At 69.7% G+C, this 21424-nt stretch carries 15 protein-coding genes; 5 read left to right on the top strand and 10 right to left on the bottom strand.

From position 1 onward, the window contains the following. The first annotated feature begins 324 nt into the window (after nt 1-324). The 3 genes from BWR60_RS01345 to BWR60_RS01335 are packed head-to-tail and all read left to right on the top strand — an operon-like array spanning nt 325 to nt 9356. Nucleotides 325-2619, top strand: coding sequence for a FecR domain-containing protein (locus BWR60_RS01345; RefSeq protein ID WP_218823271.1), 2295 nt, complete (start codon nt 325-327; stop codon nt 2617-2619). Nucleotides 2620-2659: 40 nt separating this feature from the next. Next, nucleotides 2660-7555 carry a PKD domain-containing protein gene (locus tag BWR60_RS01340; RefSeq protein ID WP_088149192.1) on the top strand — a complete coding sequence of 1632 codons (4896 nt, stop codon included), beginning with the start codon at nt 2660-2662 and terminating at the stop codon, nt 7553-7555. A gap of 10 nt (nt 7556-7565) precedes the next feature. Then, a complete protein-coding gene (locus tag BWR60_RS01335) occupies nt 7566-9356 on the top strand; it encodes an adenylate/guanylate cyclase domain-containing protein (protein WP_088149191.1) in 1791 nt (596 codons plus the stop codon). A 255-nt stretch (nt 9357-9611) separates the two neighbouring features. On the opposite strand, the gene BWR60_RS01330 is transcribed toward BWR60_RS01335, so the two are convergent. From BWR60_RS01330 to BWR60_RS01290, 9 genes are all read right to left on the bottom strand, one after another. After that, the gene (locus BWR60_RS01330) at nt 9612-10289 is read right to left on the bottom strand and encodes an HAD family hydrolase (protein WP_088149190.1); all 678 of its coding nucleotides are present in this window, start codon (nt 10287-10289) and stop codon (nt 9612-9614) included. Nucleotides 10290-10297: 8 nt separating this feature from the next. After that, on the bottom strand, nt 10298-11152 hold the full coding sequence (locus BWR60_RS01325; RefSeq protein ID WP_088149189.1) for a phosphodiesterase: 855 nt from the start codon (nt 11150-11152) through the stop codon (nt 10298-10300). 34 nt (nt 11153-11186) lie between these two features. Beyond that, nucleotides 11187-12470, bottom strand: coding sequence for an ABC transporter substrate-binding protein (locus BWR60_RS01320; protein WP_088149188.1), 1284 nt, complete (start codon nt 12468-12470; stop codon nt 11187-11189). Nucleotides 12471-12501: 31 nt separating this feature from the next. Next, complete coding sequence (locus BWR60_RS01315) at nt 12502-13356, bottom strand: carbohydrate ABC transporter permease (protein WP_088149187.1); 855 nt, start codon at nt 13354-13356, stop codon at nt 12502-12504. After that, nucleotides 13353-14273, bottom strand: a complete 921-nt coding sequence (locus BWR60_RS01310; RefSeq protein WP_218823270.1) for a carbohydrate ABC transporter permease — start codon at nt 14271-14273, stop codon at nt 13353-13355. Before BWR60_RS01310 ends, BWR60_RS01315 begins: the two co-directional genes overlap by 4 nt. Next, complete coding sequence (locus BWR60_RS01305) at nt 14270-15469, bottom strand: ABC transporter ATP-binding protein (protein WP_088149186.1); 1200 nt, start codon at nt 15467-15469, stop codon at nt 14270-14272. The genes BWR60_RS01310 and BWR60_RS01305 overlap by 4 nt, the downstream gene beginning before the upstream one ends. A 77-nt stretch (nt 15470-15546) precedes the next feature. Further along, nucleotides 15547-16386 carry a MurR/RpiR family transcriptional regulator gene (locus BWR60_RS01300; RefSeq protein ID WP_088149185.1) on the bottom strand — a complete coding sequence of 280 codons (840 nt, stop codon included), beginning with the start codon at nt 16384-16386 and terminating at the stop codon, nt 15547-15549. 394 nt (nt 16387-16780) lie between these two features. Beyond that, on the bottom strand, nt 16781-17749 hold the full coding sequence (locus BWR60_RS01295) for an NADP-dependent oxidoreductase (protein ID WP_088149184.1): 969 nt from the start codon (nt 17747-17749) through the stop codon (nt 16781-16783). A 55-nt stretch (nt 17750-17804) separates the two neighbouring features. After that, nucleotides 17805-18209 (bottom strand): cupin domain-containing protein, encoded by a 405-nt coding sequence (locus BWR60_RS01290; protein ID WP_088149183.1) that lies wholly within the window; start codon nt 18207-18209, stop codon nt 17805-17807. Between the two features lie 89 nt (nt 18210-18298). Here BWR60_RS01290 and BWR60_RS01285 point away from each other — a divergent pair, with 89 nt between their 5' ends. Together BWR60_RS01285 and BWR60_RS01280 are read left to right on the top strand one after the other, a co-directional pair. Next, nucleotides 18299-19705: a PLP-dependent aminotransferase family protein gene (locus BWR60_RS01285; RefSeq protein ID WP_088149182.1), complete on the top strand. Its 1407-nt coding sequence runs from the start codon at nt 18299-18301 to the stop codon at nt 19703-19705. A 175-nt stretch (nt 19706-19880) separates the two neighbouring features. After that, nucleotides 19881-20219 (top strand): hypothetical protein, encoded by a 339-nt coding sequence (locus BWR60_RS01280; protein WP_218823269.1) that lies wholly within the window; start codon nt 19881-19883, stop codon nt 20217-20219. 318 nt (nt 20220-20537) lie between these two features. On the opposite strand, the gene BWR60_RS01275 is transcribed toward BWR60_RS01280, so the two are convergent. Next, a complete protein-coding gene (locus tag BWR60_RS01275) occupies nt 20538-21347 on the bottom strand; it encodes an isochorismatase family protein (protein WP_088149254.1) in 810 nt (269 codons plus the stop codon). Nucleotides 21348-21424: the final 77 nt, after the last annotated feature.

The following is a 21424-nucleotide window of genomic DNA, read 5'->3' as shown; positions in this document are numbered from 1 at the left end:
GGTTCGGATGTGTTCCGACCAGCCTCGATCGTCAGATCGAGCTCAATGCGCGACAGCGTGTCGAGAGTTCCAGTGTCCGGAAGCGACGATCGCGACACATTATGATCCAGATCCTACAGGAAATTTCTCTCAGAGACTTTTTTGAACAGATAAGATAATCAGATCCAATCATAAATCGATCGACGAAATAATACATCAATACTCGTTCAGGCGCGGCAGACCTCGTTGAGGGTGCTGAGACCCTTCGCCCGACCGGAGGTATCGGTGGATCGCGGATCACGTTTCCAATCGGTTGGCCGCGCGGCTGTCGAATGCCTGACTGCGGTGCCGCTCGTTCTTATCGTTTCTGTGTCCATCGCCCGGGCCGAAACCATCGAGGTTCATCTCGAGCCGAACCAGACCATCAGGCAATTGGCGGAGCGCTATCTGGGCGATCCCGACCTCTGGCCCGAGATTCTGAAGGCCAGCGATGTGGCTTCGGTTGCCCAGCTGTCGCCGGGACAGCCGCTGCGGATCCCCGTCGACCTGATCGCCGCGGCGGAGCGCGCCCTGGCCCGCTGCGCCGACCAGATCCGGCTGGCCAATCTGGCGGGGGCCCAGCTCTTCGCGCCGGACGAGATCGGCCGCGCCATCGGCCTCTACGACCGGGCGCTCGGCCGCCGTGTCGAGCGCGCCTGGAGCGACGCCAAGGATCTGGCGCTCGAATCCCAGTCCCAGGCCGCGAAAGCCCTCGCCATAGCGGAGCAGAGCCGCGACGAGGCGGCCGAGGCGCTGCTGAGCGACAAGAACGGATGGGTCGAGGCCCAGAAGCCGAAGGACCTGGCATGGAACGCCGCCCAGCTCCGCGCCATCCTGGTGGAGCAGGAGAAGGTCCGCACCCTGTCGGAATCGACGGCCCAGTTGACCTTCCGCGATGCCAGCCGGCTCCGGCTCAACGCCAATTCGAACGCCGTCATCCAGGAGATGCGCTACGACCCGCTGACGCGGCACGAGGAGGCGAAGGTCAGCCTGGTCGAAGGCGATTTCTACGCCCTTCTCGCCAGCGAGAGCGACCGCACGAGTTTCGCCGTCGACATTCCGGAGGCGAAGGCGCGCATCGAATCCGGGGATTTCTGGGTCAGCAGCGGCGATGAGGGCGCCAAGTTCACCAACTATGACGACCGCCCCGTCGCCGTCGCGACCCGGGATGAGACGGTCGTCCTGGGGCGGAACGAGGGCATCGTCCTGTCCGCGAAGGGCAAGGCCGGCGAGAAACGCGACGTGCTGGCCGCGCCGGGCCCGGCCGCACCGGCCGATGACGGCATCGCCTACGGCACCTCGGTCGATCTCGTCTGGACCGGCCCGGAGGGGGCCGCCGGCTACTGGCTCGAGATCGGGGCCGAGCAGTCCTTCGACACCATGCTGGTCTCGGAGTTCGGGCTGCAGAAGCCCGCCTACCGGGTGGAGCACCTGCCGCCCGGCGACTATTACTGGCGGGTCTCCGCCCTCGATGCCTTCGGCCTGCCGGGGGAGCGCAGCACGCCCTGGCGCTTCGCCGTGATGGTCGACAAGGTCGCGCCGTTCCTGCGGATCGACGCGCCGGAGGAGGGGGCGATCGAGCGCGACGGGGCGATCGAGGTCCGCGGCGAGGCCGAGCCGGGCGCCGTCGTGTCCGTGAACGGGCAACCGGTCGAGGTGACTGCCGCCGGGCGGTTCGCCGGTCCGGTCGCCGCCTGCGAGGGCGACAACAGCGTCGAGGTCGTGGCCACCGACCGCGCCGGCAACGCCACCCGGGTGCAGCGCCGGTTCAGCGTCATGCCGGACCGGTCCGAGGCGGTGGCGCTGGATGCGTCGGTGCCGCGGGACCCGGCGGGCCGGGTGCTGGCGGCCGGCGACATCGCCTCCCTGGCCGGCCGCGCCAGGCCGGATTCGCGCATTGATGTCGTCGGCGCCGACGGCACCCTGCGCGGGTCGACGGCCAGCGACGCCGCCGGCCGCTTTGCGCTCAATATCGCGCTCGGCGCCGATGAGGAGGTGCTGTCGATCGTGGTGACCGCCCCGTCGGGCTTCCGCAGCGCGCAGCGGATCGAGGTCATGGTCGACCGCCAGCGGCCGGTGATCACTCTTTCGGAGGAATTGCCCCGCCTGACCGCATCTGAAACGCTCGTCGTCAGCGGCCAGGTGGCCAAGACCGACGCGACGCTCCGCATCAATGGCGGCGAGGTTGGGCTGAAGGACGGCGCCTTCGATGAGATCGTCAGCCTGCGCGTCGGCGACAACCCGATCGAGCTGGTCGCCACCGACACGCTCGGCAACACCGACGTGGTCCGGTTCACGGTCACGCTGGACCAGGAGCCGCCCCGGCTGGTGGCGGCGAAGCTTACGCCCGAGGTGGGGGAGGCCGGATCCTACGCGGCGCTCGAGATCCGGGCCTCCGACGCCTCGGGGCTGGCGGCGACCGCCCTCGCGACCGTGGGATACGGGTCGGGGACAGCGGATGCGGTGCTCCGGTTCAACCGGGCCGCCCAGGCCTATCAGGGATCGCTTCCCGTCCCCCGCGGCGAGCTGAAATCGGCCGCGGTCAGGACGGTGGACCTCACGGATGCGGCCGGCAACCGGCAATCCTACCGCATCAATTGAGCGGGAGATCGTTCGGGCAAGCACGGTCGGGGCCAGGAACATGAGGGCAGGTCGGACGGGAGGATGGCTATTCGTCGTTGCCGCGGCCGCGCTGGCGGGCGCATCGGCATCGCCCGCGTGCGCGGCCGATGAAAGGCCGGCCCTCATCACCTATGGCCCCAAGGCGCTGACCCGGGAAGGCGACTTCTACCGCCAGCAGACGATCTATATCAGCGTGCCCGAGGGGGTGTCCGGGCGGCTGTGGATCAATGTGCTCGACCCCGGAATCAGCCCGGAATACGACCAGTCCACAGGCCCGCCCGGGGCGAGCCGGACCCGCTACGCGGTGTTCGGCGGCCCGGGCGCCTTCTGGCTTCCGCCGTTGGTCCCCGCCGTCCCGGCGCCGGAGCAGGAGGCCGCGGGCACGCTGATCGCGGACAGGGTGTTCGGCGGCGAGGCGGATGCGGTCGGCCAGTGGAAGACCGTGGCGGTCGTCGATCCGCGCCAGGGCGATGCCGTCGATGGGCGGCGGATCTTCCGCCTACTGGTGCAGGGCGTGGCCGGGGCGGCCGGCAATGTCTTCGACGTCGCGGTGAGCGCGCGGGAGACGCGGCCGCTGGCGCCGGAGGGGCTGGAGATCTTCGCTTACCGGCCGGTCGTGCGCGTGCCCGATTCCCGGTCCTTCGCCGAGCTGCGGTTTCGCCCGCCGCCCGGGGATGGCCGGCTGGTCGTCCACAATTTCGACCTGGCCTACGGGTCGCTCGACCTGACCACTGCTTTCGAGTCGGCGCCGCTCAAGGCATCCGGTCAGGACGAGTGGCAGGCAGCCGAGATTCCTGCCGCCGCCGGACTGGGCGGGGCGGAAGCGGCCCTCGAATTCGGCCGCGGCATGGAGATGCCGAACGACGCCACCTTCATGATCGCCGATGGCGCCGGCCATCCCGTGCCGTTCCAGCTTCCGGTGAAGCTCTGGCCGGCCCTGGTGCGGCCGAAGCCCGCGATCGACCGGTCCGACCTGGCCGCCTGCGGGTCCGTTTCCTTCGATGCCGGCCGGTCGACGGATCCGAAAGGTGGGCCGCTCGTCTATCGCTGGGATTTCGGCGACGGCGCCACCGCGGAGGGCCCGCTGGTCCGTCACGACTACAGCGAGCCTGGTCGCTACAAGGCCCGGCTGGAGGTCCTCGGCTCCTCCGCCAGGATCGGCGACGGCGCGGCGGCCGAGGCCGAGGTCGATGTCCCGGTGCCGCCGGAGGCCCGCCTCGAGGCTCCGCTTTCGGCCTCGGTCGGCGCCGATGTCGCGTTCGACGGCAGCGCCTCGGTCGCGGGCCGGCTGCCGATCCGGCACATGACCTGGCACTTCAACGACGGCGACACCCTCGTGGGCCCCCGTGTCGGCCGGCGGTTCGACCGGCCAGGACGCTATCTCGCCAGCCTCACGGTCGATGACGGCTCCGGCCAGCCCTGCGGCGCCGACACCGCAGAGGCGTCCATCGTCGTCAACACGCCGCCGGTCGCCGTCCCGGGCCCGGCGCGGCGTGTCTCGATCGACGAGACCATCGCCTTCGACGCCCGCCAGTCCTTCGACCCGGACGGGCGGATCACCGCCTATCAGTGGGAGTTCGGCGACGGCACGCGCAGCGACGCCGCCCAGCCGACCCATGCCTACAGCCGGCCCGGCACCTACGCGGTCCGGCTGACCGTCGCCGACGATGCCGGGCTGCCTAACTCCACCACGTCGGCGGCGACGACCGTCCTCGTCAACGCGCCGCCCCTGTCGGTCGCGGGCGCCGACAGGTCGGCCGCCATCGGCGAGCCGCTGGTGTTCGACGGCTCCGCCTCCAGCGATCCGGACGGCCGCGTGCTGACCTGGGACTGGGATTTCGGCAATGGCGACACGGGGACGGGGCAGAAGACCACCTACGCCTTCGCCCGGCCCGGAACCTACACGGTCCGCCTCACCGTCCGGGACGATTCCGGGACCGGCTCGGCCACCGGCGAAAGCACGCTCAGCGTGCGCGTCAACGATCCGCCGGTCGCGCTCGCCGGCCCCGACCAGCTGGTCACCGCCAGCGTCGTCGCCTTCGACGGCACCGGTTCCTTCGATCGCGACGATGCGATCGCGCAATACGTCTGGGATTTCGGCGACGGCAGCACCGGCACCGGCCCCAGGCCGACCCATGTCTATGAGGCGACCGGGCGCTACCAGGTCCGCCTGACCGTGACGGACCGGTCGGGAACGAAATGGAGCTCGTCGACCGACGGCATGACCGTGACCGTCAATGTCCGCCCGGTCGCCGATCCCGGCCCCGACCGGGTCGTCGCGCCCGGGGAGAAGGTGGTGTTCGACGGCAGCCGCTCGCTCGACCCGGACGGGGACATCACCGACTATCGCTGGGATTTCCGCGACGGCAGCACGGGCAGGGGCCGCATCGCGTCGCACAGCTTCGCCCGGCCGGGCCTCTACGATGTCAGGCTGGCGGTGGCCGACGACAGCGGCGATGCCGATGCCGTCGACTACAAGGAGGCGCGGATCACGGTCAACGCCGCGCCGGTCGCCGATCCCGGCGGCGACCTGATCGTCGCCCCCGGCGACAAGGTCAGGCTGAGCGCCGCGAACTCCTATGATGCCGATGGCCGGATCACGAGCTATCGCTGGGACTTCAGCGATGGCAGCGCCCCCGCGACCTCGGCGCAGGTCGAACGCAGCTTCGCCGCGCCGGGGCTGTACACGGCCCGCCTCACCGTGGCCGATGACAGCGGCGCGTCGAACGGCTTCAACTCGCGCGAGATCACGATCGCGGTCAACCATCCGCCCGTCGCGGATCCCGGCCGCGACACCCTGACCGAAAGCCTGATCGTCTCCTTCGACGGCACCGCCTCGCTCGACCCGGATGGCGACGCGCTCACCTATCGCTGGGATTTCGGTGACGGCGCCTCCGCCGCCGGTGCCAAGGTCCAGCACAGCTATGCCACCGCCGGGACCTATCCGATCATTCTGGTGGTCGATGACGGCAAGGGCCTGCGCAACTCCGTCGCCCAGGCCGCCAGGTCGCTGGTGATCCACCAGCCGCCGGTGGCGGATGCCGGCGGCAACCGCCAGGTCTGCACCGGGGATGTGATCACCTTCGACGGGTCCAAATCCGTCGACCCCCAGGGCGGCGCCCTGCGCTACGACTGGGATTTCGGCGACGGCACGACCTCAGGCATCGTCAACCCGACCAAGACCTACCGCAGCGGCGGCGTCTATCCGGTCACCCTGTCGGTGCAGGACAGCGCCGGCCTCGCCAACAGCAAGGATGCCGACAGCGTGTCGGTCAAGGTCGACCAGGGCCCGTCGGCGGATGCCGGCCCGGACATCGAAGCCTGCGCCATGTCGCCGATCGATTTCGACGCCTCCCGCTCCTTCGACCCGAACGGCACGATCAAGCGCTACGACTGGGATTTCGGCGACGGCAAATTCGCGATCGGCGAGAAGCCAAACCATGTCTATGAGCATCCCGGCGACTACCGCGTGTTCCTGAAGATCGAGGGCCAGCGCCTCGGCCAATGCGATCCGCACTCCACCGACGAGATGTCGGTGCGGATCCTGCAGGGCCCCGTCGTCAAGATCGATGCCCGCGCCGCGGCGCCGCTCGGCGAGGTCGCCTTCGACGGCTCCGGCTCGCAGATGCCGGGCGGCAGGATCACCGGCTGGCATTGGGATTTCGGGGATGGCGGCACCGCCGAGGGCGCGGCCGTCGGGCATCTCTTCACCGAACCCGGCCGGAAGAAGGTCACCCTGACCGTGACCAGCGATTCCGCCTCGCCCACCTGCCAGCGCGTGGCCGCCACCCATGTCGTCACCGTCAATGCGCCGCCCGTCGCGGCGATCGCGGGGCCGGACAGCGCCTCCGAGGGCGAAGAGGTTCTGCTGGATGCCGGGCCCTCGCACGACCCGGACGGGGCGATCGCCGCCTATGGCTGGGATTTCGGCGACGGCACGACGGCCAAGGGGGTGCGGGCCAGCCACCGCTTCACGGCGGCCGGCCGCTACAGGGTGCGGCTGACGGTGACCGACGAGGCCGGGGTCGAGAACTCCGCCATGACGGTGGAGAAGCCGCTGACCGTGCGCCCGCCGCCGGCTCCCGACATCGCGCTGCCCGCCGCTGCCTGCATCGGCGAGGATGTCCGCCTCGCCGTCAAGGGAACGGCCGCGAAGCCGATGGAAAGCGGATGGCGGGACGCGGGCACGGCGGAGGGCGCCCACAGCTTCGTCCGCCGCTTCGACACGCCGGGCCGCTACGACGTGACCATCATCCCGGATGACGGCCGCGACCTGGCCAGCAGCCGCCGGCCGCTGACCCGCATGCTCCACATCAACCGGCCGCCGGTGGCTATGCCGGGCCCGCAGCGCCTCGTCTGCCCGATGACCGAGATCGTCTTCGACGGCGCGTCGTCCTATGACCCGGACGGCCGCATCATCCGTTACCAGTGGAACTTCGGCGATGGCGGCAGCGCGCAGGGCCCGACCGCCACCCACAGCTTCGCGGCGCCGGGGACATATGACGTGGCCCTGACCGTGACCGACGACACGGAGTCGAGCTGCGCCTCGACCCGCAGATCGGTGCAGGTCGTGGTCAATGCACCGCCGGTCGCCGATGCCGGGCCGCCCTTCGAGGCCTTCATCGGCGGCGCCGCGGATGCGGTGCTGCTCGACGGCACCCGGTCCCGCGACCCCGATGGCGGCGCCCTGACCCATGTCTGGCGGATCGGCGACGGCACCACCGAATCCGGCGAGCGCGTCCGGCACCTGTTCCGGCAGGCCGGCGACATCCCGGTGGAGCTGACGGTTACCGACGGTTCCGGGCTGTCCTGCGGCACTGCGACCGACAGCACCGTCGCCACGGTCCGCCGGCACGACCCGGTGCAGGTGACCGAGGCGCCGCCGGCCGTCCCGCCGGCCATCCCGCCGGACTAAGGCCGGCGCCGTGGGCATCCTGCCGCGGGCGTTCCGCCTCCTGTCGCTCAGCCTCCGCCGCAAGCTGCTGCTGTTCTCGGCGCTGATCGCGGCGCTGCCGCTGTTGTTCGCCGGCCAGTCGCTGATCCGGATCGCCCGCGACGAGATGAAGAGCGTGGCCAACGAACGCCTTGTCACCACCGTCCGCGAGGTAACGGGCCAGATCGACGACATCTACGAGCGCGCCTGGCTGGCCCCGCTCATGCTGATCCGCAGCGCCATCGACAGCGACAAGATCAGCGTGGGGGAGAAGGTCGCTATCCTGACCCATGGCATCGCCCGGCTGCCGGACATCGTGGCCCTGCAGATCACGCTCGACGGCGGCCGGCTGCCGCTGGTGATCTCGCAGAACCGATTCAGCACCAGGCTCACCGAGGCCGGCGTCGACCCGCTGAACGTGCTGCGGGCGCCGCCGGAGGTGATGCTGGCCGCGGCGGCGTCCGATGAAGAGACGGATGCGCGGGTCACCGCCGTCGTCTATGAGCCGAAGACCGAGACCTGGCTGGCCACCGTCGCCCTGCCGCTCGAGAGCCGGTTCAGCGGGGCGCGTGCCGTGCTCTCGGCGAAGATCGATCTCGGCCGGATTCGGGGCTTCATCATGAGCCAGCCGTTCCGCCAGGTCGGCATGATCACCACCGTCGATGCGGAGGGGCGGAAGCTGTTCGACACCGAGCTCAACGAGTTCGGCCAGGTGAAGCAGCTGGGGCGGCGCGACATCGTCGAGGAGGCGCTGGCCGCGCGCACGGGCAACCGTGCCCGCGCGATCAGCGTCGACACCTATCTGCGGCCGGACGGGACGGCGATGCTCGGCACCTTCGCCTTCACCCGCAGCTTCGACTGGGCCGTGATCGTCGAGCAGCGGGAGGCGGATGCGTATTATGCCGTCGACGTCATGATCGGCAGCCTGGTCTTCTGGGTGGTCGGCGGCCTCGCCGTCGCGGTCCTGGGCGCGGCCGTGTTCGCGCACCGCATCAGCCGCCCGATCCTGGCGATCAGCGAGGCGGCGAGCGAGGTGGCCAAGGGGAACTACCAGGTCCGAGTGAAGAATATCCGCTCGCGGGACGAGATCGGCAATCTGGCGAAGCGCATCAACCACATGATCGTGCAGATCAACGAGCGGTTCGAGCTGGCCAAGTTCGTGTCCCACGGGACGATAGATGCCATCCAGCATTCCGACGAGACCGGCGTGCATCTGGGCGGAAGGCGCTGCGAGGTCGCGATCCTGTTCGCCGACATCCGCGGTTACACGGCCTTCGCCGAGCGCCGCGACCCCGAGACCGTGATCGAGACGTTGAACTTCTACCTGGCGGTGCAGGCCGATCTTGTGGCGGCGCATCATGGCGATATCGACAAATTCGTCGGCGATCAGGTGATGGCCGTGTTCCAAGGTCCCGCCATGGCCGCCGATGCTCTCCGATGCGCGGTGGCGCTGCAGGAGAGCATGGTCAAGCTTGCCGCGGCCAGCCCCGACCGGGACCTCTCGATCGGGATCGGCATCGATATGGGCGAGGTGGTGATGGGGGCGATCGGCGCCAGGGACCGCATGGACTTCACCGTGCTGGGCGACCATGTCAATGTCGCCGCGCGCCTGTGCGCGGCGGCAAAGCCCCGGCAGGCGCTGGCCACCGCCACGGTGGTCGAGGCGGCGGCGCATCTCGGGCTGCCGGTTGCCACCCGTGCCCTCGATCCGATCGTCCTCAGGGGCAAGAGCGTGCCGCTCCGCATCTATGACATTCAGCCGAAGAGCCAGGCGGCGGCTTGAGCCGACCGGCGCCGATCTCGAAACCGCCGGGCCGGCCAGCATCGGCAAGCCGCGTCGGCATGAACCAGCGCGCCCGACCGTGATCCGGAGGTCAGGACACGGATCGCCCGGCTGCAGCAGGCAATCAGACCTGCTTGGCAGCGTCCATGCGGGAACCTTGCAGGTGCGACATGGCCATGGCGGCGCGACCATCAAGGATTCCGGCAGCGGCCGCAGCGGCTCGACTGCAACCGGCCTTCGACCGGCCAGAGCAAGCTAGCCCGCCGGAAGGGGGGCCGCCTGAACCAGTTCAAGCGCAATGTCCTGCCAGCTGCGGGCGATGTGGTGGACGCCGGCTTCGCGCAGCCGGTCCGGCGTCCCCACGTCGCAATGGCCGCCGCCTGTGAAGCCGATCACGGTCATGCCGGCTGCCCTTGCCGCTGTGACGCCGGCGACGCTGTCCTCGACCACCAGGCAGCGGCCGGGCGGGGCGCCGAAACGGGACGCGGCGAACAGGAACAAATCCGGCGCCGGCTTGCCCCGCTCGACCTGCGAGGCGCTGAAGATGTGCGGCGCGAACAGGTCGTGCAGCCCGGTCAAGGTCAGGGTCTGGCGCAGCCGGTCGAGCGAGCTGCTGGAGGCGACGCAGCGCGGCATGCCGAGCGCCAGCACAGTGCGGCGCACATCGGGCAGGGCGGCCAGCTCCTGTTCGAAGGCGGCGGCCAGGCGGGCGGACAGCCGGGCGTCGAAATCCGCCGGCAGGCTGCGTCCGGCCTCCCGTTCCAGCACCGCCCGCATCCCGGCCTGCGACATGCCGACGAAGCGCCGCCGGACGTCGGCGACGGTCAGCGGGAAGCCGGCGGCCGTGAACATCTCGGTGTCGATCTCGCAGGCGATGACCTCGCTGTCGATCAGCACACCGTCGCAGTCGCAGATCAGCAGGTCGAATTCCATCGCGGACCTCATCCCGCCACCGCCAGCACCGGCCGGCGCATCTCGATCACGCCGGACCCGCCGTCCAGCTCGGCCCGCTCCTCGGCCACGACATCCTGATCGCTGCCGGGCTCGACGCTGTGGACGACGACGTCGCCCTCCTCCAGCAGCAGCACATCATAGGTCGGCCGGCGGTCGACATAGAGCGCCCGCAGGCCGCGCAGCTCGACGTCGATCGGGTGGCAGGTGCCGCGGTTGGCGCTGAAGGACAGCCCGCCGCGCTGGCCGGACAGGCCGACATGGCAGTGGCCGAAGGCGAGATGGCGGACATTGCCGTGGGTGCGCAGCAGCGCCATCAGCTCGGCGCCGTTGGCCAGCAGCATGTGACCGAAATACTCGACGCCGATGGCGAAGGGCGGGTGGTGCAGGAACACCGTCACCGCCCGGTCGACGACCTCCGCCAGCCGGTCGGCGATCCAGCCGAGGCGGTCGCGGCACAGGATCCCGGCGCCGGGCTGGCTCTCGTCCAGCGTGTCCAGGAACAGCAGGCGCGCGTCGCCGAGGTCGAGCACGGACTGGACGAAGCCGTGCGGGTCGCATGGCGTTTCCGGAAACGCCGACCGGAAGGCCGCGCGCCGGTCGTGGTTGCACAGCAGCAACCGCGCCGGCACGCGCAGCCCGGCCAGGATGCCGCGCAGCCGGTCGTAGGAGGCGGCGTCACCGGCATCGGTCAGGTCGCCGGTGACGACGCAGAGATCGGCATCGGCATGGCGGTCGTTGATCGAGGCGATGCAGGCCCTGAGCCGGCCCTCCGGCTCGAACCCGACCACCCGCCCGCCGGGCGGGCAGAGATGCAGGTCGGTCAGATGGATGATCTTGCGCATGGGGTCCGCCCGGCGGTGATGGATCGGGGATCGGTCAGTTGGTCAGGATCGTGTCGGTGGCGGCGACCAGCTGGGCCAGCCCGTCCTCCGGCGTCACCGTGCCGCGCATGATCGCGGACAGGATCGCCTTCTGCTCGTCCCAGATGCCGACGCTCTTGTTGCCCGGATAGCCGGCCCAGGACCGGGCGATCGGCCACTGCTTCAGGCTGGTGGTCCAGTCCGGATTCTTGGCGTAGTGGTCGCCGAGATAGTCCGGCTTGGTCACCTGCAGGTTGGTCGGCATGTAGCCGGAGCCGAGCACGGCCATTGTCTGACCCTCGGGCCCGGTGACGAATTTCAGGAACTCCCAGGCCGCCTTCTGCTTTGCCGGGTCCTGGGTCAGGATCACCGCGGCGTTGCCGCCGGTCGGCAGGCCGCCCTTGGCCTTGTCGGCGACCGGATAGGCCGCGGTGCCGAACTGGAACTTGCCGCCGATGGCGTCGCCCATGCTGCGGACCTCGGCGGTCGAGCCGATGAAGATCCCCAGCTTGCCGGCGGCGAATTGCTGGATCGCCTGGTCCTCGTTCAGGAACGGCATGTCGGTCTCGGCGACGAAGCGGCGCGCGAGAGTCACCGCCTTGCGCCCGGCGTCGCCGCCGAACGCCACCTTCTGCGTCTGCGGGTCGATCACCTGGCCGCCGAAATTGTCGACCAGCGCCTGCCACAGCCAGTCGTCGCCCCATTCGTCGACGGCGTAGGACATGCCGTCGGCGTCGCTCGACGCCTTGATCCTGCGGGCCAGGTCGATGATGCCGTCCCAGTCGGCCGGGAAGGCGTCGGGGTTGGCGCCCGCCTTGGCGATCAGGTCGCGGTTGAAATAGACGATCGGGGTCGAGGCGTTGAAGGGCAGACCCCACTGCTTGCCGTCGACCTGGCCGAGCGCCAGCACGTTCGGGCTGTAATTGGTGGCGATCCAGCCCGCGCCCTCGGCCTGCAGCAGCCCGTCCAGCGGCGCGATCTGGCCGCGCGGCTGCAGCGTCCGCACCAGCTCCGGCAGGGTGTTGTAGGCGGCGTAGTAGACATCCGGCAGCGTGTCGGTCATCGCCGCGCGGATGATCCGCTGATGCGCGTCGCCATAGCTGGCGGCCGGCGCCTGGAACTCGATCCTGATGTCCGGATGGGCCTTCATGAAGGCCTCGGCGATCGGCTCGTGGAAGCGCTTGTGCGACGGCCAGGCGTGCAGCACCTGCAGCGTCACCTGCTCGGCCGCGGCGGGCGGAGCGGCGAAGGCGGCCCCAAGCAGGAGGGCGGCGGACAGGCCGGTCCAGATCTGTTTCATGGCGAGGCTTCCCTGTTGTTGACGGCCGGCGTCATCGCAGGCCGGTCATGGCGATGCCGCGGATGAACTGGCGCTGCGCGGCGAAGAAGGCGGCGACCAGCGGCGCGGTGACGATCAGCGCGGCGGCCATCAGCGCGCCGTAATTGGCGCCCAGCTCGCCGTCGCGGAAGAACAGCAGGCCGAGCGGCGGCGTCGCCTTGTCGGTCGAGGAAACGACGATCATCGGCCAGAACAGGTCGTTCCAATGGGCGGTGGCCGAGAACACGACGAAGGCGGCGATCGCCGGCCGGGCGCTGGGCACGACCAGCCGCAGCAGGATCTCCAGCTGGGTCAGCCCGTCCAGCCGCGCCGCCTCCAGCACCGCGTCGGGATAGGCGCGGAAATGCTGGCGCAGCAGGAAGATGGCGAAGACCGACAGCAGGAAGGGCAGCATCAGCGCGGCGTAGCTGTCGAGCAGGTGCAGCTTGGCCAGGCCGAGATACAGCGGCAGCATCGGCACCTGCACCGGGATGCACAGCGCCAGCAGCACCAGGCCGAACAGCAGCCCGCGGCCGGGGAAGCGCAGCTTGGCCAGGGCGTAGGCGCAGGGGATGGCGACCAGCAGTTGCACCGTGACGATGCCGCCGACCACGACCACCCCGTTCAGCAGCAGCCGCAGCATGGGGATGGACGTCACCGCCTGGCGGACATTGGCGATGGCGGCCCCGGCATCGGTCGGCAGGCCGAAGGGCTCGGACAGCACATCGGCCGGCGGGCGCAGCGCGGTCAGCACCATCCAGGCGAAGGGCAGCAGCACCACGGCGGCCGCGGCGATCAGCACCAGATGGCCGAGCAGGGGGGCCAGCGCGCGCCGCACGGAGGCGAGGGGGAGCGCGGGGGCGCTCATGACTGGTGGATCCGGCGGTCGGCGATGGCGACCTGCAGCAGCGAGATCGCGACGATGATCGCCAGGAAGACGACGGACAGGGCGGCGCCCAGGCCGATGTCGAGCTGCTGGTATGCGGTCTGGTAGATCCGGTACAGCAGCACGTCGGTCGACCCCATCGGGCCGCCGCGGGTCAGCGCCGCCACGGAATCGAAAACCTGGCAGGCGGTGATGCAGGAGGTGACGGTGACGAACAGCGCCGTCGGCGCCAAGAGCGGCCAGGTCACCCGGGCGAAGCGCTCGACCCCGCGCATCCCGTCCAGGGCGGCGGCGTCATGCACGTCGCGCGGCAGGGAGGCGAGGCCGGCCAGGAACAGGATGACGTTGAAGCCGATCAGCTGCCAGGCGCCGATCGCGGCCAGGGCATAGATCGCGACCGAAGGGTCGGTCAGGAAGTCGACGCGGCCGAGGCCGAGCTGCTGCAGCCAGCCGTTGATCGGGCCGATCCGGCCGTGCAGCAGGTACTGCCAGACGAAGGCCATGGCGACGAAGGTGCTGGTGACCGGCAGGAAGAACACGACCTCGTAGACATGGCGCAGGCGCCGCCGCGCCTGGATCAGCAGGGCCAGCCCCAGGCCGAGGCCGACGGCGGCCGGCACCACCAGCCCGACATAGGTCGCGGTGTTCGCCAGGGCTCGGCGGATCGTGGGGTCGCCCCACAGCCGGGCATAGTTGGCGCCGCCGACAAAGCGGGTGTCCGCCTGCCCCAGGCTGTAATCGGTCAGGCTCAGCCCCAGCACCACGGCCAGTGGCGCCAGCACCAGCACGGCCAGCAGCAGCGTCGCCGGCAGCGCCAGGCACCAGCCCAGCAGCGCCTCGCGCCGGGCCGTGGCCGGCCGTGACAGGGGCGCGGAGCGGGTCAGCGAGGCGGCGGTCACGACGCCACCGCCGTCTCGGCCGGGTGGCCGATCACCGGCAGGGCCGGCAGGCGGGCGCCGGAGGCGTCGAACACCAGGCGGGATTCGGGGGCGATGCGCAGCGCCACCTGCTCCTGCGGCGCCAGGGCCAGGGCCTCGTGCAGCCGGGCCTGGCCGACCCGGATGCTGACGGCGAGGTCCGGCCGGCCGGCCAGGGCCAGCTGCACCATGGCCTCATGGCCCAGATGCTCGACATGGCGGACAGTGCCGACCAGGTCGCCGGGCTCCGGCGTGCGCTGGGCGATGCGGCGGAAGGCCAGGTGCTCCGGCCGGATCGCGGCGATCAGGCCGGCCCCGGCCTCGGCGGCGACGCGCAGCGGCTGGGCCTGGCCCAGCACGAAGAGCCGCCGGTCGGGACCGAGCTCCGCCGGCAGGATGTTGATCGACGGCGTGCCGATGAAGCGGGCGACGGCGAGGTGCTGCGGGTCGCCATAGACCTCGGCCGGCGTGCCGGCCTGCGCCACCCGGCCGTTCAGCATCACGGCGATGCGGTCGGCCATGGTCATGGCCTCGGTCTGGTCATGGGTGACGTAGAGGCAGGACACGCCCAGCCGGCGCTGCAGCTCGACCAGCTCGACCCGCAGCTCGGTGCGCAGCGCCGCGTCCAGGCTCGACAGCGGCTCGTCCATCAGGAACAGATTTGGCCGCCGGGCGATGGCCCGGCCCAGCGCGACGCGCTGCTTCTGGCCGCCCGACAGCTGGCCCGGCCGGCGGCCCAGCAGCGGCTCGATCCGCAGCATCCGCGCGATCTCGGCGACATCCTGGCGGATCCCGGCCCAGCCGGCGCGCGCGCCGGGCACCAGGTGGCGGGTCAGCGGCAGCCGGCCGGCCAGCGACAGCCGGCGCACGGCCAGCGGCGTCGCCAGGTTCTCGAACACGCTCATATGCGGGTACAGCGCGAAGCTCTGGAACACCATGGCGATGTCGCGCTCATGCGGCGCCAGCCGGTCGATCGGCCGGCCGGCCATCGCGATCGAGCCCGAATCGGGGCCGTCGAAGCCCGCGATCAGGCGCAGCAGGGTGGACTTGCCGCAGCCCGACGGGCCGACCAGGGCGACGAACTCGCCCGTGCCCAGCTCCAGATCAACGCCACGCAGGATGTCCGCCGCGTCGTAACGCTTCGTCAGCCCGCGCAGTATCAGTGCCTTGTCCGTCATGCGAGACCCCCGATCGAGTCGGGGAGACCATAACGGAGTGTGACTTCAGTTTTATGAATCGATGATGGAGTTTTGCTCTATCGAGCGATCCTGCCGGGCGGGGCCAGGCGGCTGGCCAGGGCTTCGGCCAGGAACACCGCCCGCGGCACCGGCGCGATGGTGGCGCCATAGGCCGGGCGCTGCAGCCGCGCCATCAGCAGCACGGCGTCGGCGTGGGTCGCCAGCGCGCTGCGCTCCTGGCAGGTGACGGCGACGGTGAAGGCCCCGGCCTTCCGCGCCACCTCCAGGAAGGCCACGGTCTCGGTGGTGGCGCCCGATTCGGAGATGGCGATGGCGGCGCTGTCCGCGCCCAGCCCGTTCGCCACCTCATGCGCCAGCACGGCGTCACGGATGCAATGCGCGTTCACCCCGGCCCGCAGCAGCCGGTAGGAGAACAGCTCGGCGATGATGCCGGAGACGCCGGAGCCGAACAGGTCGATGCGGGTGCTGCCCTGCAGCGCCTGGGCCACCGCGTCCAGCGCGCGGGCGTCCAGCGCGGCGCCGGTGTCGGTGATCGAGGCGGCGAGGTCGACGGCCAGCGCCGCCAGCGCGTCCTGCCCGGCTTCGCCGCGGGTCCGCCCGGTGGCGTTGCGCAGCGCCAGCTCGCGGGCGACGGCGATCTTCAGCTGCGAGAAGCCCGGCGCCCCGGCGATGTGGCAGAGGCGGACGATGCTGGCCTCGCCGGCCCGCGAGAAGCCGCTGAGCTCGCGCAGCGTGTACTGGACGACCTTCTCCGGATTCTCCAGCAGGTACTTGGCGGCCCGGGCCAGCGCCGGCGGGAAGCTGTCCAGGTTGCGCTCCATGAAGGCCAGCGGCCGCAGCTCCGCCTCCGGCAGGTCCGGCGCCGCCGCCGTTCGGAGCTCATTGTCACTCGCCATGTCATCACCCCTCGACGCCGCCTGAGACCTGTCTTAACCAAATCCTCCGGCTTGGCGACGCCCCCAACCGCATCGTGCCGCTGAGCCGCAACATCGCTTGGACCGCACCGAAGACGAGGGCAGAGCGATACGCTGGGTCATTTGGATCGCACTATCACCAATGGTGCTCGGCATCATCTGGGAAAGCATGCATAGGCCCTAGACATTGCCATTCAGTGAACGTCCGCTTCCGAGAGCCGGGCTACGACCGCTTGTGGCGCACTCGCGGCCGGCCGGATTGTCCAGGTCGGGCCGGATGAGTTGGGTTCGGCTGATGTCCGGTTTCGGGCTGCCACAGCAATGGCCGGATATGGCGCCCTGCGGCCGCACTGATCGCAGGTCTGCTCCCTGCTGTCTATGAGCCGATGCGCAGCACGATCTTGCCACGAGGGTGCGGCCGGGTGCCGTCCAGCATCTCATGCGCGGTCCGTGCCTCCGCCAGCGGCAGGACCGTACCGATCCGGCTGAGCAATTCCCCGGTTTCGACCATGGCGGCGATCCGCTCCAGGTCCACGGTGTTCACCTGCACCAGGAAGAAGCCTGCCTCCACGTCGCGGCGCGCCGCTTCCGCCTGATCCGGCTCCGACACCGCCGAAACCAGAACACCGCCGCGCTTGAGCACTGCGAAGGCGCTGGCCTGCGCTTCGCCGCCGACCAGGTCGACCACGGCGTCGACCGCCTTGACCCGGTCCTCGAGCCGCTCCTTGCGGTCCACCGCCTCGTCGGCGCCTAGGCTGCGGACATAGTCGAGGTCGCCGGTGCTGGCGGTGGCGATCACCCGGGCCCCGGCGCGGTGGGCGATCTGCACCGCGTAAGTGCCGACATTGCCGGCGCCGCCGAGGATGAGCACGGTCTGCCCCTGGCAGATCCGGGCCTGCCCGAACAGCGTCTGCCAGGCGGTGACCGCCACCACCGGCAGGGAGGCGGCGTCGATATGGCCGATCCGGGCAGGCTTGCGGGCGATCATGCCGGCGGCGGCGATCGCGTATTGGGCATAAGCGTCCGTGAAGCGGGTGTTGGTGACGCCGAACACCTCGTCGCCCGGGGCAAAGCCGGTCACGCCCGGGCCGACCGCTGCGACGGTGCCGGAGAGATCCGAGCCGAGGGTCAGCGGTAGGGGCTGCGGCAAGACGCTCCTGCCGGCCCGGATCCATCCGTCCCAGGGGCCGACGCCGGCCGCGGCGACGCGGATCAGCACCTGGCCTTCGCCCGGTTCGGGCCGCTCGACGTCCTCGATGACGATCGCCTCGGGCGGGCCGAAGCGGTGGACGCGCGCGGCCTTGATGGTGCGGGGCAGTGATGCGGGGGAAGCGGTGGAAGTCATTGCACGATTCCTTGGCGGTGCGCGGCGATGCTCGCGAGATCGCATCGGGAGATGGTCAATGGACGGGGGTGGTTAGGGCGTCGTGGTCGGAATCGACGACAAACACCGCCAGCAGCCGTGCGGGCTCGGTCGCGCTCGCATTCCGGCTGACGGTATGGCGGGATCCGGGTGCCTCGTAGAAGCTCTCACCCGCGCGGTAGACCCGCTTGGGTCCGTCGTTCACCTGCGATTCAATGGTACCCGAGACGACATAGGCGTAGATGAACGCCGATTTCGCATGGCTGTGTGAGGGCGAAGCCGCGCCCGGCGGATAGTCGACGACGACGGCGATCAGCGACTTGCCCGGAATGTTGGGGATCGCATGCTCGAAATTCGGCGTGACAGTCTCACCCGGGTCATGGGCTGCAGCCGGCATCGCGACGGCGATGCAGGCGGCTGCGATGGCAGACTTGATGATCATGGCGGTCGTTCTCCTTCGACCGTCTAATTGATCGTTCGATGGTTCAAAGATTAGCACCAGAAACCGACAAAAGTCGTGTACCACGGGGCATGACCAAGCTCCTGCCGCTGGACCTCGACCGCTCTGCCAAGACGCCGCTGGCCGAGCAGATCCGCAAGGGCATCAGCGCAGCGATCGAGAACGGTGCGCTGGCGCCGGGGGCACGCCTGCCGTCCTGGATCGACCTCGCGGCGCAGCTCGGCGTCGCCCGGGGCACGGTGCGGTCGGCCTATGAGAAGCTGTCCGCCGCTCAGCTGATCACCGCCTCCCGCGCCGCCGGAACCCATGTGGCGGACCGGCCGCCCCTTGCCATTCGGCAGGACGCGCCGCTCGACCCCGGGTCGTTTATGGAGATGTACCGGGAGCTCACCGCCGGACCGGCGGTCTTCCAGATGGGCGTGCCGGCTCAGTCGACCTTTCCCGCCAAGCTCTTCGCCCGGATCCGCTCCCATGCCGTCCGCGCGGAATCGAGCGCGCCGGCGATGTATCCCGATCCCCGGGGAGAGCTAGAGCTGCGGCGGGAAATCGCCGCCTACCTCGCCATCGCGCGCGGGGTCGAGTGCTCGCCCTCCCAGATCATCGTCACCGGCGGTTTCGGCGGCGGCCTCGGCCTGGCGCTCCGTGTGCTCGGCGTCGAGGGGCGGAGGGCCTGGATGGAGGATCCCGGCTTCTTCTTCACCCGGCGTGGTCTGGAGCTCGCGCGATTGTCGCTGGTGCCGATCCCGGTCGATGACGACGGCATCGATGTCGACGATGGCCTGCGGCATGCCCCGGATGCGGCGGTGGCCGTCGTGACCCCGGGCCAGCAGGCGCCCCTCGGGTCGACGCTGTCGCTGGCCAGGCGCCTGCGCCTGCTCGACTGGGCCGCTCAGGCTGGTGCCTGGGTGATCGAGGACGACTACCTGAGCGAGCTGCAGCTGAAGGGGCGGGCCACGCCAGCGCTCGCCTCGCTCGACCGCGCCGGGCGGGTCATCCACATCGGCTCCTTCAGCAAGACCATCAGCCCGACGCTGCGCCTGGGCTTCGTCGTCGCCCCCGCGGCGCTGGCCTCCCAGTTTGCCGAAGCCGCCGCCTGCCTCGCCCCGGCGCCGGGACCATCGCTGCAGCTCGCGACCGCGGCGTTCATGCGGGAAGGGCACTACATGCGCCATCTCCGCCGCACCAAGCGCGTCTACTCCGCCCAGCGAGACGCGTTGCTCAAATGCCTGCAGCCGCGCGCCGAAAGCATCACGGTCGCCGGGCTCGCCGCGGTGATGTGGCTTCCGGACGGCGCGCCGGACCTGTCCATTGCCAGGGAAGCGCAGGCGTTCGGCCTGGCCCCCGTCCCCTTGTCGCTCTGGTATGCCTCGCCGACCGCCGCGCGGTCCGGGCTGGTGCTGGGCATCGCGACCGCGCCGCAAAGGCATCTCGAGAGGTCGTGCGACCGGCTCCGTCAGGTCGTCGCTCGCTTCACGTGACGGTCCTTGAGCGCCTTTCGCGGCCGATGGGAAGAGCCATCGCCCATGGTGCAATCGGAAACGCCGGTCTTGGTCCTGTTCCGGGGGAGGGAGGGGCGCATCTCTTCGCCACGATCATCAGCCGGGGCCGCTGTCTGCGCGATCGCGCATTGGAGGCCCCGCAACGGAGGACGACGTGGCGACATCGAAGCCCATCGCGGGTGTCAGGATTCGCGACAGCAGGATGGCCCGCGAGGCGACGCAGCTCGTGCGCGACACCGAGAGCGACCTGCTGTTTCGGCATTCCTCCCGGGTCTATCTCTGGGGCGCCCTGGCCGAGAAGCGGAAGGACCTGGTGTTCGATCCGGAGCTGTTCTACGTCGCGGCCATGTTCCACGACATCGGCCTGACAGCACGTTCGGCACCTTCAACGACGATATCCTCGCGTTCAAGGACCCAAACTTCCGGCGTGGGGATCTCTGCAGCATCATCTTGGGCTCACACGGACCAGATTGACCGTTTAATCTACGGCTAAGCTTGCTGGCGGTGCCGGCGTAACCGGGCACCGAGCAGGTCCGCTTCCGGGCCGCGTGTGATGCCTCCTGACCGGGAGCCAATTGCAGGGCTCTCCGCTAGGACATGTGGGAACCTGCGAGGTTGGGCTGTGTCCGGTTTGAAGTTGCCTTCGTGACGGCAGTTCTTGGCGCGTTCGAGCCTGGATCAGAGAGAACTGGCGAAAGTGTGCCCCGTTGCGAACGGCCGCGCCTGAGGCGCGGCCGTTCGAGTTCAGGTTGGATCAGGACGGCCTTTCCGCTCTGGCACATCCAACTATCAGGCACGCTTCGTTGCGGCACTATGCCTTCAGCATCCGGATGGTCTCGTTCGTCGTCCAGAGACCGTTCGCCATGTATCGGAAATTTATAAGAGCGGCCAGATAGCCGTCTCCCTCGGGGATCTTCGGCGCGGCCACCGCATCGCGCACCACCGCAACTTCAAACCCGAGTTCCAGGAATTCCCTGAGATGGGACTCGACGCACATGTTCGCGAGCATGCCGGCGAGGACGATCTGGTCGACGCGCTGCTTGCGAAGCTGGAAAGGCAGATCATTCACCTGTGGCCCATAGAGCTTGTGCGGGGAGCAGATGATCGTCTGCCCGTCCTCGATGTACTTCTTGAATTGCGGGAGGAAATCAGCGCCTGAATTCTCGAAGCCATCCAGCGCGTAGGGTCCCTTTCGATCGAAGATCCCGATCTCGTGCTGGAAGATTTCAAGAGGCCCCTGAACCTTCCAAGTATGATCCCAGTGATAGTAATGGTGCGGTGAGATCGCAACGGCGATCCCGGCGGCCTTGGCTGCCTGGAACAGGCGGTCTAGATTCTGGACGACATTGTGCTCGGTCACGCTTTCCCCGACCACCGGCCATGCTTTGCCTTCGGGGCTCATGAAGTCGATCTGGGGGTCGATGACCACCAGAGCAGCCCTGGAAGGATCCAACCTCATGTTTCCTTTTTGAAGGGCGGGGTGGGCCGGATCAGCATAGGCGTCTGCCGCCGCCTGCGCCGGTTTGGCCCCCGTCGCCGCGAATGCCGTCGCCGCCGTGATGCCAGCCATCGCCGTCAGGAAAGAACGCCGCTGCGGCTTGCAGCAATCATCGTCATGCATCTCATTGCCCTCCATTCGGAATTGCATTGACGGCGACGATACGGATCACCAGTCTTGGCTGAAATGACGTATTTCGG

This window comes from Inquilinus limosus (genome assembly GCF_002195995.1).
Taxonomy (GTDB): domain Bacteria; phylum Pseudomonadota; class Alphaproteobacteria; order DSM-16000; family Inquilinaceae; genus Inquilinus; species Inquilinus limosus_C.
This window is presented reverse-complemented; position numbering and strand designations above follow the sequence as displayed.